This window comes from Stenotrophomonas sp. LMG 10879 (assembly GCF_002750935.1).
GTDB classification, from domain to species: Bacteria; Pseudomonadota; Gammaproteobacteria; order Xanthomonadales; family Xanthomonadaceae; genus Stenotrophomonas; species Stenotrophomonas lactitubi_B.
The window spans coordinates 66,312-78,844 of the sequence record NZ_PEJT01000003.1 but is presented as its reverse complement, the minus strand read 5'-3'; the positions used below and the strand labels follow the sequence as shown (position 1 = coordinate 78,844).

9 protein-coding genes are annotated in these 12,533 nt (G+C 65.5%); 3 read left to right on the top strand and 6 right to left on the bottom strand.

Features of this window, described 5'->3' with window-relative positions:
* Nucleotides 1-107 precede the first annotated feature (107 nt).
* The 4 genes from prpE to CR919_RS05320 all read right to left on the bottom strand — a co-directional run bounded on the left by prpE (nucleotide 108) and on the right by CR919_RS05320 (nucleotide 4,996).
* Nucleotides 108-1,988 (bottom strand): propionate--CoA ligase, encoded by a 1,881-nt coding sequence (gene prpE / locus CR919_RS05335; protein WP_099819145.1) that lies wholly within the window; start codon nucleotides 1,986-1,988, stop codon nucleotides 108-110.
* 632 nt (nucleotides 1,989-2,620) lie between these two features.
* Nucleotides 2,621-3,235, bottom strand: a complete 615-nt coding sequence (locus CR919_RS05330) for an RluA family pseudouridine synthase (protein ID WP_099819144.1) — start codon at nucleotides 3,233-3,235, stop codon at nucleotides 2,621-2,623.
* A 159-nt stretch (nucleotides 3,236-3,394) separates the two neighbouring features.
* Nucleotides 3,395-4,381, bottom strand: a complete 987-nt coding sequence (locus tag CR919_RS05325) for a malate dehydrogenase (protein WP_025879435.1) — start codon at nucleotides 4,379-4,381, stop codon at nucleotides 3,395-3,397.
* Nucleotides 4,382-4,504: 123 nt separating this feature from the next.
* Nucleotides 4,505-4,996 (bottom strand): peptidylprolyl isomerase, encoded by a 492-nt coding sequence (locus tag CR919_RS05320; protein ID WP_025879436.1) that lies wholly within the window; start codon nucleotides 4,994-4,996, stop codon nucleotides 4,505-4,507.
* 239 nt (nucleotides 4,997-5,235) lie between these two features.
* On the opposite strand from CR919_RS05320, the gene typA reads away from it, so the two are divergent.
* The 3 genes from typA to CR919_RS05305 are packed head-to-tail and all read left to right on the top strand — an operon-like array spanning nucleotide 5,236 to nucleotide 9,226.
* Nucleotides 5,236-7,083 carry a translational GTPase TypA gene (gene typA, locus CR919_RS05315; protein ID WP_025879437.1) on the top strand — a complete coding sequence of 616 codons (1,848 nt, stop codon included), beginning with the start codon at nucleotides 5,236-5,238 and terminating at the stop codon, nucleotides 7,081-7,083.
* 11 nt (nucleotides 7,084-7,094) lie between these two features.
* On the top strand, nucleotides 7,095-7,562 hold the full coding sequence (locus CR919_RS05310) for a DUF2127 domain-containing protein (RefSeq protein ID WP_025879438.1): 468 nt from the start codon (nucleotides 7,095-7,097) through the stop codon (nucleotides 7,560-7,562).
* A 41-nt stretch (nucleotides 7,563-7,603) separates the two neighbouring features.
* Nucleotides 7,604-9,226, top strand: coding sequence for an amidase (locus CR919_RS05305; protein ID WP_099819143.1), 1,623 nt, complete (start codon nucleotides 7,604-7,606; stop codon nucleotides 9,224-9,226).
* A 72-nt stretch (nucleotides 9,227-9,298) separates the two neighbouring features.
* Here the strand turns inward: CR919_RS05305 and CR919_RS05300 are convergent, their stop codons facing one another.
* Both CR919_RS05300 and CR919_RS05295 read right to left on the bottom strand, forming a co-directional pair.
* Entirely contained in the window at nucleotides 9,299-10,441 is a 1,143-nt protein-coding gene (locus CR919_RS05300; RefSeq protein WP_099819384.1) for a mechanosensitive ion channel family protein, read from the bottom strand.
* A gap of 587 nt (nucleotides 10,442-11,028) precedes the next feature.
* Nucleotides 11,029-12,420 carry a 3-deoxy-7-phosphoheptulonate synthase class II gene (locus CR919_RS05295; RefSeq protein ID WP_025879324.1) on the bottom strand — a complete coding sequence of 464 codons (1,392 nt, stop codon included), beginning with the start codon at nucleotides 12,418-12,420 and terminating at the stop codon, nucleotides 11,029-11,031.
* Between the last annotated feature and the right edge of the window lie 113 nt (nucleotides 12,421-12,533).

The following is a 12,533-nucleotide window of genomic DNA, read 5'->3' as shown; positions in this document are numbered from 1 at the left end:
GGAAGCTGCGCTGCAGCACCACTGGATCTCTGTAGCGCCGAGCCCATGCCCGGCTGAGTGTGCCTGACCCGGGCAGCCGAGCATGGGCTCGGCGCTACAGGACCGGGTCAACGGCCCAGCGCGCGGCGAATCTCTTCCAGCGCACCCGGGTCGTCCAGCGTCGACAGATCGCCCGGATCGCGCTGCTCGGCCAATGCCTGCAGCGAACGCCGCAGCAGCTTGCCCGAACGGGTCTTGGGCAGGGCGTTGACCACGTGCACGTGCGCCGGCCGCGCCACCGCGCCCAGCGACGCGGTCACCGTGGCCATCATCTCGGCCACCACCGCCGCCGGGTCTTCGCCATCAAGGCCCTGCTTGAGCGTCACGAACACCAGCGGCACCTGCCCCTTCAGTTCGTCCTTCACTCCGATCACCGCGGCCTCGGCCACGCGCGGGTGACTGGAGATTGCCTCTTCGATCTCACGCGTGCCCAGGCGATGGCCAGCCACGTTGATCACATCGTCGGTGCGGCCCAGGATGAAGGTATAGCCATCGTCATCGCGGATGGCCCAGTCCAGCGAGCTGTACAGCAGTTCCTTGAAGTGGCTGAAGTAGCTCTGCAGGAAGCGGCTGTCGTCATTCCAGACCGTGCTCATGCAGCCCGGCGGCAACGGCGGCGTCATCACCAGCACACCCTTCTGCCCGGCCGCCACTTCTTCACCGGTGTTCTCGTCGATCACCTTCATCCGATAGCCGAGATTGGGGAAACCCGGCGAGCCGAAACGCACCGGTTTCATGTCCAGGCCTGGCAGCAGTGTCAGCGCCGGCCAGCCGGTTTCGGTCTGCCAGTAGTTGTCGATGATCGGCTTGCCCAGCGCGTCGCTGATCCAGTGCGCGGTCGGCTCGTCCAGCGGCTCGCCGGCCAGGAACAGATACTTCAACGCATCCAGGTCGTGCCGATGGATGAAATCGGCATCGTGCTTCTTCAGCACGCGGATCGCCGTCGGCGAAGAGAACATCGTGCGTACGTTGTACTGCTCGCACAGCGCCCACCAGATGCCCGGATCGGGGTTGGTCGGCAACCCTTCGTACAGCAGCGAGGTGCAGCCGCCGATCAGCGGGCCATATACGTTGTAGGAATGGCCCACGGCCCAGCCGACGTCGGAGGTGGAGAACATCACCTGCCCCGGCTTGCAGTCGAACACGGTCTGCATCGACTGCGCCATCGCCACCGCATAGCCACCGACATCGCGCTGCACGCCCTTCGGCTTGCCGGTGGTGCCGGAGGTGTACAGAAGGTAGCTGGGCTCGCTCGACTCCAGCCATTGCACCGGCACATCGGTCTGCCCGATCTGCGCACGCAGGCTGGCGTACTCGACATCACGCCCTTCGATGCGGGGCTCGGCCGGATCCAGCCCGCGCGACACGATCAGCACATGCGGCGGCGGATGGCTGGCTTCGGCGCAGGCAGCATCGACCATCGCCTTGTACGGAATGAGCTTGCCGCCACGCATGCCGGCATCGGCGGCGATCAGCAGCTTCGGCTTGGCATCGTCGATGCGCAGCGCGAGGTTGTGTGCGGCGAAGCCACCGAACACCACCGAGTGCACCGCACCGATACGTGCACAGGCAAGCATGGCGAACACGGCCTCGGCCATGTTCGGCATGTAGATCACCACGCGGTCGCCGTGGCCGACACCAAGGTGTTTCAGCACGGCGGCGAAGTCGTTCACTTCGCGATACAGCTGGCGATAGGTGACTTCGCGGGTGCTGTTGGTTTCGGTGGAGATGGCGACCAGTGCGAGCTGGTCCGGGCGGTCGGCCAGATGCCGGTCGACGGCGTTGTAGCAGAGATTGGTTTCGCCACCGACGAACCAGCGCCGGAACGGCGGGTTGCTGTAGTCGAGCACCTGTTGCGGCGGTTTGTGCCAATGGATGCGCTTGGCTTCCTCGCCCCAGAATGCCTCCGGCTCGTCGATCGAACGGCGGTAGGTTTCCTCGTAGTTCATGACGCAGCCCTCCCAGACAAAGTCATGGCTTCGAGCATAGTCCGGCGTTGGCGCGCGGGCCGCCCTACCTTGGTAGGGGGTGGGGTTTTCTGCAGGGCTTGCAGCCCTGCACCCGCAGAATCAACGTCAACGTCAACGTCAAAAGCTGGGCTACTGAGGGATGGCGGGGCGGGTCCGGTTGCGGGGGACGCCGTGAATACGTCCCTGTAGGCTCGGTCGCGCCATCCATGGCGCTCACGCCCCCGCAACCGGACCCACCCCGCCTCCGACAATTTCCCGCGGCTGTTGGGCTGCTGTTGGTAGCTGTCGACCTTGGTCGACACGTAGATCCACGCCATGCGTGGATGCTCCTCGTTCACTTATCGAAATATTCGATTTCGATGGATTTGATCCACGCAAAGCGTGGACAGACCATCCGTCACCGGAGATCTGTCGAAGGCGGGGCGGTGTGGGTTGGCAGGACCGTTGGCGCCATGGATGGCGCCAACGAGCCCCCATGGATGGGTTTACGGCGTGTCCTGCCAACCCACACCGGCCCGCCCAACAAGCAGAAAACCAGAGCTGCCTTGGCCTTTGACGTTGCTTCGGTTCGCAGCAGGTGCAGGGCGCAGCCCTGCCGATACACCTACTCTCTAGAACGGAGTCGCAGACTCGAACGCGAGCGCTTCGCCCGTCACCGGATGGGTGAACTGCAGCTTCCGCGCATGCAGGTGCACGCGCTGCGCCGCGTCCGCGCCGTACAGCACGTCGCCGACGATGGGATGACCGAGGCTGGCCATGTGCAGGCGCAACTGGTGGCTGCGGCCGGTGACCGGCTCCAGTTCAACACGCGTGCGTTGCGCCGCGACGTCACGCGCCAGCACGCGCCATCGGGTCAGTGCCGGCTTGCCGCGTTCGTGGTCGACCATCTGCCGCGGCCGGTTCGGCCAGTCGACGATCAGCGGCAGGTCCACTTCACCCGCATCACCTTCAAGCAGCCCCTGCACGATGGCTTCGTAGCGCTTGCCCACCTCGCGCTTCTCGAACTGCATCGACAGCGCCACCTGCATGTCCTTGCCGCGCGCGTGCAGCAGCAGGCCGGAGGTGACCTGGTCCAGGCGATGCACGGTCAGCGCATCGGCATACACGGCCTGCAACCGCGCGACCACGCAGTCCTGGTTCTCCGCCGAGCGGCCGGGCACGGACAGCAGGCCGGCAGGCTTCTCAGCCACCAGCAGCGCCTCGTCGATGTAATGCAGATGGATCATCGGTTTCCTTGCCCCTCAAACGAAAACGGGGAAGCCGAAGCTTCCCCGTTTTCTGCGTACCGACCAACGGTCGGTACCTACCTCGCTGGAAAAGCACCAACAACGGTTGGTACCTACCGTGATGGAAGACGTGCCGGCAAGCTGCCGGCACCGACCGCATCAGCCCAGCAGGTGGGCGACGCCGGCGCGCTCTTCTTCCAGTTCGGCCAGGGTCTTGTCGATGTACTTCTGGCTGAAGTCGTCGACCGGCAGATCCTTGACCAGGGTGTACTCGCCGTTCTCGGTGGTGACCGCAAAGCCGAAGATCACGCCTTCCGGGATGCCGTAGGAACCGTCGGACGGCACGCCCATGGTGACCCACTTGCCGTTGCTGCCCAGCACCCAGTCGCGCACGTGGTCGATCGCTGCGTTGGCGGCCGAAGCAGCCGAGGACGAGCCACGGGCTTCGATGATCGCCGCGCCGCGCTTGCCGACGGTCGGGATGAAGGTGTTGGCGTTCCACTCCTGGTCGTTGATCGCATCGGCGATCGACGCACCATCGGCGGTGGCGAAACGGTAGTCCGGGTACATGGTCGGGCTGTGGTTGCCCCACACCACCAGCTTCTCCATGCCGGCGACCGGCTTGCCGAGCTTGGTCGACAGCTGGCTCAGCGCACGGTTGTGGTCCAGGCGCAGCATGGCGGTGAAGTTGCGCGGGTTCAGGTCCGGCGCCGACTTCATGGCGATGTAGGCGTTGGTGTTGGCCGGGTTGCCGACCACCAGCACCTTCACGTCACGCTTGGCGACCTTGTTCAGCGCCGCGCCCTGGGCGGTGAAGATCTTTGCGTTTTCCAGCAGCAGATCCTTGCGCTCCATGCCCGGGCCGCGCGGACGCGCGCCGACCAGCAGGGCGATGTCGGCGTCCTTGAAGGCGACTTCAGCGTCGTCGGTGCCGACCATGCCGGCCAGCAGCGGGAACGCGCAGTCTTCCAGTTCCATCATCACGCCCTTCAGGGCGGCCTGGGCCTTGTCGACCGGCAGCTCCAGCAGCTGCAGGATGACCGGCTGGTCCTTGCCCAGCATTTCACCGGAGGCGATACGGAACAGCAGGGCGTAGCCGATCTGGCCGGCGGCGCCGGTCACGGCAACACGAACAGGTGCTTTCATGGGGATTTCCTCTGCTAAGAAGCTAAGTAGCGTTGTAGAAGATGGCCGCGCGGGCGGGGATGGCCTGGCGGGGCGGCCGCAACATGGAAACGGCCCCCTCTGCAGGGGGCCGTCGGGGGCGGATCAGGCGGCGAGGATCTTGTTCCACTCACCCACGCGCTCAGCCTGGGCGGCGAGCACGGCGTCGGTGTCGCCTTCCAGCGTGATCGAATGGATCACGTCGCCCTGCTTGACCGAATCAACGATCGCCTGGCCTTCCAGGACCTGGCCGAACACGGTGTGCTTGCCGTCCAGCCAGTCGGTCTTGATGTGGGTGATGAAGAACTGGCTGCCATTGGTGTTCGGGCCGGCGTTGGCCATCGACAGCGAGCCGATCTGGTGCTTCACACCATTCTTCTCGTCTTCGAACTTGTAGCCCGGGCCGCCGGTGCCACGACCCTGCGGGCAGCCGCCCTGGATCATGAAATCGGGGATCACGCGGTGGAAGATCAGGCCGTCATAGAAGCCGCGCTTGACCAGGTTCACGAAGTTGGCGACCGTCAGCGGCGCCTTGTCGGCGAACAGCTCGACCTTGATCGGGCCCTGGGTGGTGTCGAAAGTGGCGATGAGGGACATGCAGATCCTTGGGATGCGGGGTGTGTAATCAGCCCCATAAGGATACACCTCCCCCGTGGCATGGGCGGCTTCGACCATCGGCGCAGGCAGGGTCTTCAGCCCGCGGACGGGCAGCGCCGGGACCCAGGCTGAATGGGGGCCTCGACTGGTCTGAAATCCAGGTTTTCGCCAATCGTCAAGTTCGACGTATAATGTTGGACTTCTTTTTCCAAATCCGGCGCCGACTGGCCCCCTTTCGTATGTCCATCGAAAATCTTCGCAACATCGCCATCGTCGCCCACGTCGACCATGGCAAGACCACCCTGGTCGACCAGCTGCTGAAGCAGTCCGGCACCCTGTCCGAGCGTACCGTCCTCGCTGAGCGCGTGATGGACAGCAACGACCAGGAAAAGGAACGCGGCATCACCATCCTGGCCAAGAACACGGCCATCACCTGGGAAGACAAGAAGACCGGTATCAAGAACCGGATCAACATCGTCGACACCCCCGGACACGCCGACTTCGGCGGCGAGGTCGAGCGCGTGCTGTCGATGGTCGACACCGTGCTGATCCTGGTCGACGCGATGGACGGCCCGATGCCGCAGACCCGCTTCGTCACCCAGAAGGCCTTCGCGATGGGCTTCAAGCCGATCGTCGTGGTCAACAAGGTCGACCGTCCGGGCTCGCGTCCGGAGTGGGTGATCGACCAGGTCTTCGACCTGTTCGACAAGCTCGGCGCCACCAATGAGCAGCTCGACTTCCCGATCGTCTACGCCTCGGCCCTGAACGGTTACGCCGGCCTGGAAGACACCGTGCGCGACGGCGACATGACCCCGCTGTACGAAGCGATCATGCAGCACGCACCGAAGCCGGAAGTGGACCCGGAAGGTCCGTTCCAGATGCGCATCAGCCAGCTGGACTACAACAACTTCGTGGGCGTGATCGGCATCGGCCGCATCCAGCGCGGCACCCTGAAGAAGAACATGCAGGTCGCGGTGATCGACCGTGAAGGCAAGAAGCGCAACGGCAAGGTCGCGCAGGTGCTGGGCTTCCTGGGCCTGGAGCGCATCGAGCAGGACACCGCCGAAGCCGGTGACATCGTGGCCATCTCCGGTATTCCGGAACTGACCATCTCCGACACCCTGTGCCATCCGGAAACCCCGGAAGCGCTGCCGGCACTGACCGTCGACGAGCCGACCATCTCGATGACCTTCCAGGTCAACAACTCGCCGTTCGCCGGCAACAAGGACCTGTCCGGTGGCAAGTTCCTGACCAGCCGCCAGATCAAGGACCGTCTGGACCGCGAGCAGGTCCACAACGTGGCCCTGAAGGTCGAACAGCTGGAAGACGCCGACAAGTTCCTGGTTTCCGGCCGTGGCGAACTGCACCTGTCGGTGCTGATCGAGAACATGCGTCGCGAAGGCTACGAGCTGGCCGTGTCGCGCCCGGAAGTGATCATCAAGCAGATCGACGGCCAGGCCATGGAGCCGATCGAGCAGCTGGTGGTGGACATCGAAGAAGTCCACCAGGGCGGCGTGATGGAAAAGCTGGGCACCCGCAAGGGCCAGCTGAAGAACATGGAATCGGACGGCAAGGGCCGTGTGCGCCTGGAATACCAGATCCCGGCCCGTGGCCTGATCGGCTTCCAGAACGAGTTCAAGACCCTCACCCAGGGTTCGGGCCTGCTGTTCCACGTGTTCGACCATTACGGCCCGAAGGAACAGGGCGCCATCGCCAAGCGCATCAACGGTGTGATGATCGCCAATGCCCCGGGTACCACCCCGGCGTACTCGCTGGGCCCGCTGCAGGAACGCGGCAAGCTGTTCGCTGCTGAAGGCGACAACGTGTATGAAGGTCAGCTGGTCGGCATCCACTCCAAGGACAACGACCTGACCGTCAACGCGATCAAGACCAAGCCGCTGACCAACATGCGCGCTTCGGGCAAGGACGATGCGATCCAGCTGACCCCGGCGATCAAGTACTCGCTGGAACAGGCCCTGGACTTCATCGAAGACGACGAGCTGGTCGAGATCACCCCGAAGGAGATCCGTCTGCGCAAGAAGTTCCTGACCGAAAGCGACCGCAAGAAGAACTCGCGCGGCGGCTGATACAGCGAACCGTGAGCCAGAACGGCTACAACCCGGATCCGCATCGGCATCCGGGCCTCCATGTCATCGCCTTGCTCGAAGCGAGCAAGGCGATGCTGGCGTTGTTGGCGGCTACCGGACTGGAAATCCTCGGTCCGCAGCCGCTTCGCGACGGCGTCAATGCCCTGATCCGGCGTTTCAGCCTGGACCCGGATCACGGCACCCTGCCTTCGCTGTTGAACGCGATCAGTCCCGACGCGGTGCATCTGGCCGCGGCGGCGATGATCGGCTACGGCCTGCTGCACCTGGTCGAAGCCTGGGGTCTGTGGAAAGCCAAGGCATGGGCCTCCTGGCTGGGCTGCCTGACCGCCTCCATCTACCTGCCCTTCGATATCTACGCGATCGTCCGCCATCCCGGCTGGGCCTCGTGGACGGTGCTGGCGATCAACCTGATCGTTGTCTACGTACTGGCGCGCGACCTGCGCAAGCGCCGCCGCTGAGCAGCCGCTACACTGGGGATCGGAGCCGTCGAAGCTGCCCCATGCGCCTGTCCTTGCCGCCCCTCCTGTCCTTCCTGATCGCCGCGTTGCCTGCGGGGCTCGCTGCTGGCTGCAGCCCGGCCGCGTCCACCGCGCATGCCGGTGAACCCGGCAACAGCACCATGCCCTTCCCCTACGCCGAGACCGAAGTTTCCGACCTGCAGGCGCGGATGGTCGCCGGTGAGCTCGACAGCGTCACCCTGACCGGCGCCTACCTCAAGCGCATCGCCGCCCTGGACCGCACCGGGCCACGCCTACGCGCGGTGATCGAACTCAACCCCGATGCCTTGAAGGAAGCCGCCGAGCGTGATCGCGAGCGCCGTAACGGCCGCCTGCGCGGACCGCTGCATGGCATCCCGATCCTGCTGAAGGACAACATCAACGCCGCGCCAATGGCCACCAGTGCCGGCTCGCTCGCCCTGCAGGGCTTCCGCCCCGACGATGCCTACCTGGTCCGGCGCCTGCGCGAAGCGGGCGCGGTGGTGCTGGGCAAGACCAACCTCAGCGAGTGGGCCAACTTCCGCGGCAACGACTCCATCTCCGGCTGGAGCGCGCGCGGCGGCCAGACCCGCAATCCCTACCGCCTCAGTCATTCGCCCTGCGGTTCCAGCAGCGGCAGCGCGGTGGCCGTGGCCGCCAACCTGGCCAGCGTGGCGATCGGCACCGAGACCGATGGCAGCATCGTCTGCCCGGCGGCGATCAACGGCGTGGTCGGTCTGAAGCCGACCGTCGGCCTGGTCAGCCGCGAAGGCATCATCCCGATCTCCTTCAGCCAGGACACCGCCGGCCCGATGACCCGCAGCGTCGCCGACGCCGCCGCCGTGCTGACCGCCATCGCCGGCCGTGATGACGCCGATCCCGCCACCGCGACCATGCCTGGCCGCGCGGTCTACGACTACACCGCACGACTGGATCCGCAGGGCCTGCGCGGCAAGCGCATCGGCCTGCTGCAGACACCATTGCTGAAATATCGAGGGATGCCACCGCTGATTGAGCAGGCGGTCGCCGAGCTGCGCCGCGCCGGCGCCGTGGTGGTGCCGGTGGAACTGCCCAACCAGGGCGCCTGGGCCGATGCCGAGCGCATCGTCCTGCTGTACGAATTCAAGGCGGGCCTGGAGCGTTACCTCAACACCTACCACGCGCCACTGCGCAGCCTGGCCGGGCTGATCGCCTTCAACGAGGCACACAAGGGCCAGGAGCTGGGCCTGTTCGGCCAGGAGCTGCTGCAGGAGGCCCAGGCGACCCCTGGCCTGGCCGATCCCGTCTACATCCGCGCGCGCAGCGATGCGCGGCGACTGGCGGGCCCGGAAGGCATCGACGCCGTGCTGGCATCGCAGAAGCTCGATGCGCTGGTCGCACCGACGACCGGCGTGGCCTGGCCCCTGCGCAGCACCGGCGATGATTTCCCCGGCGAGAGCTACAGTGTCGCCGCCGTCGCCGGCTACCCCAGCCTGAGCGTGCCGATGGGCCAGATCGATGGCCTGCCGGCGGGGCTGTTGTTCATGGGCACGGCCTGGAGCGAACCGAAGTTGATCGAGATGGCCTACGCCTATGAGCAGCGCACGCGCGCCCGGCGTCCGCCGCACTTCGATACCGACACCCTGATCGAATCCGGCGATCCCTGACCGTGTTTCTGTAGAGCCGAGCCCACGCTCGGCTTCACCGGAAAATCGAAAGCAGCCGAGCATGGCCCGGCTCTACAGAGGCTGGTCGGGCTCCACCGGCGCGATCGCTGCCTCACCGTCCTCCGCACCGGGTGAACGCACATCGGCGCTGCCTGCACGACGCATCCGCGGCATGTCCAGCTCATCGTCCCGCTGCAGCCGCGCGCGGACCTGCGGCAGCGATTGCGGATGCTCGCGCGCGAGGAAATCGAGCATGCGTTCGCGCACCAGGCAGCGCAGGTCGAACGCATCACCGGAACTGCGCGCACTGACCAGCAGACGCACCTGGATCGCGCGCTCGCTGGTCTCGGTCACCTGGGTCACGCACACCCGGCCGTCCCACAGCGGCTGGCCCTGGCAGATGCGTTCCAGCTCGGCGCGTATTGCCGCGATCGGCGCGCGGTAGTCCAGCCACAGGAAGGCCGTACCCAGCAGGTCGGCACTGCGTCGCGTCCAGTTCTGGAAGGGATGCTCGATGAACCATGTCAGTGGCACCACCATCCGCCGCTCATCCCAGATCCGCACCACCACATAGCTGCTGCCGATTTCCTCGACACGCCCCCACTCGCCCTCGACGATCACCACGTCATCGAGCCGGATCGGCTGGGTCACCGCGATCTGCAGGCCGGCGATCAGGTTGCCGAACACCGGTTTGGCGGCGATACCCGCCACCAGGCCAATCAAGCCCGCCGACGCCAACAGTGCGGTGCCGATCTTCTGCACCATCGGGAAGGTCAGCAGTACCAACGAAGCACCGAGCACGATGATGCCGCCCATCAGCACGCGGCTGAGCACCCGCGTCTGGGTCTGGATGCGGCGCGCTTCGAGGTTGTCCGAGACATCAATGGGATGACTGCGCAGGATTGCGCGTTCGCCCGCAGCAACGCCGCGTACCAGCAGCCAGATGAAGCACGCGGTCAAGCCGATGTGCAGCACGCGCAGCAGTTGATCGAGCGCGTGTTCCGGCAGTGGCGTGGATTGCAACGCGGGAATCAGCAGCAGCAACGGCCATGCGGTGGCCATCGGCAGCCCGAGCACACGACCGATGCGCGCGCGGCGACGATCACGTCCTTTCAGCCGATGATAGATCCACAGGATCAACCACGCGCCGATGCCACCCACCAACACTGCCAATCCCAACGGCCATGCATAGGCCTGTGCGCTTTCCCAGTGCACCGTTGCCACCTCCACTCGAACACCAAGCGGACAGCCTCGCGCATAGCGCATGAGCGTCACGTCAGTCGTTCGTAAGGAGGGTGTTGGTCGGCAGGGCTTGCAGCCCTGCACCTGCTGCAAGCTGGAGCAACAACAACAGCCGAAGCAGAAGCGGATTTCCTGCGGGATGGCGGGGTGGGACCGGTTGCGGGAGACGCCGTAAACCCATCCCTGGGGGCTTGGCCGCGGCATCCATGCCGCGGACACTCCCGCAACCGGACCCACCCCGCCTTCGACAGATTTCCGCGATCTGCCGGCATTTCTGTAGAGCCGAGCAATGCTCGGCTCAATTCGTTCCGATATCGAAATATTCGATTTCGATGGAGTCATCCACGCATGGCGTGGATCTACCAGACATCAGGAAACTGTCGAAGGTGGGGCGGTGTCGGAGTGCGGGGTGCCAGCCGCATGGATGCGGCTGCCAAGCCTACAGGGACGTACTTGCGGCGTCCCCGCACTCCGACACCGCCCCGCCAACCACGGAATCCTGCTGTTGCTGTTGCTGTTGATTCGGCAGGTGCAGGGCGCAGCCCTGCAGAAGCCAACCCTCAGCGCACCTGCTCCTGCTTGCGCACGATCGCCATCGCAATCTCCAGCGACTGCTCGTAGTTCAATCGCGGATCGACGGTCGAACGATACGCACGCTCCAGGTCACGCTCGGTCAACTCGCGCGCACCGCCGGTGCATTCGGTCACATCCTCACCGGTCAGCTCCAGATGCACGCCACCCAGACGCGTACCCGCAGCCGCGTGCAGGTCGAACGACATCTCGACCTCACCACGTACATTGTCGAAGCGCCGCGTCTTGAAGCCGTTGGCGGTGCTTTCGGTGTTGCCGTGCATCGCATCGCACACCCACAGCACCCGACGACCGTCGCGCTTGACCGCATCCAGCAACGGCGGCAGCTTCTGCGCGATCTGCGCCGCACCCATGCGGTGGATGAAGCTCAGGCGGCCCGGCTCGTCATCCGGATTGAGCACATCGATCAGGCGCAGCAGCTGGTCCGGCGTCACCGACGGGCCCACCTTGATCGCGATCGGATTGCGCACGCCACGCAGGTACTCCACGTGTGCGCCATCCAGCGCGGCGGTACGCATGCCGATCCACGGGTAGTGCGTGCTCAGGTTCAACCAGCCCTGCTGGCGCGGCACCTGCCGGGTCAGCGCCTGTTCGTAGGGCAACAGCAGCGCTTCATGCGAGGTGTAGAAATCGATGCGGTTGAGGTTGTGCACGCGGGCCCCGGCCAGGGTCTCCATGAAGTGCACGGCATCGCCGATCGAGGCGACCATCTTCTGGTACTCGGCGGCCAACGGCGAGTGGCTTACCCATTCCAGGTTCCAGTATTCGGGATGGTGCAGGTCGGCGAAGCCGCCATCGATCAGCGCACGCACGAAGTTCATCGTCATCGCCGAATGCGCGTGGGCCTGCAGCATCCGCTTCGGATCGGGCAGCCGCGCCGCCTCGGTGAAGGCCGGCGCATTGATGACATCGCCGCGGTAGCTGGGGAGGGTCACGCCGTCGCGGGTCTCGGTATCGGCCGAACGCGGCTTGGCGTACTGCCCCGCAAATCGGCCGACGCGGATCACCGGCTGACGCAGGCCGTGCACCAGCACCAGGCTCATCTGCAGCAGCACCTTCAAGCGGTTGGAAATCGTGCCCGATTCGCAGTCGCTGAAATTCTCCGCACAGTCGCCACCCTGCAACAGGAAACGCTTGCCCTCCTGGGCGTCGGCCAACTGCTGCTTCAGCGCCAGGATCTCCCATGAGGTCACCAGCGGCGGCAGCCGCTTCAACTCGTGCAGCGCCGCATCCAGTGCCACCGGATCGGGATAGGTCGGCATCTGCAGCGCGGTCTTGCCCCGCCAGCTCTCCGGTGACCAGGCAGCGCCAGCAGCGATGGCGGCAGGATCGGGGGCGGGCGGAACGGCGGACAGGCTCATCACGGACATCCGGGGGTGGGGGGCGGTCATGGTCGCAGAGCCAGCCGCTGGCGCAAAGGGCCAGGCACGGCCGCGACTGCCTGAACGGTGCGGAAAGGGGCCGCCTGATCGGC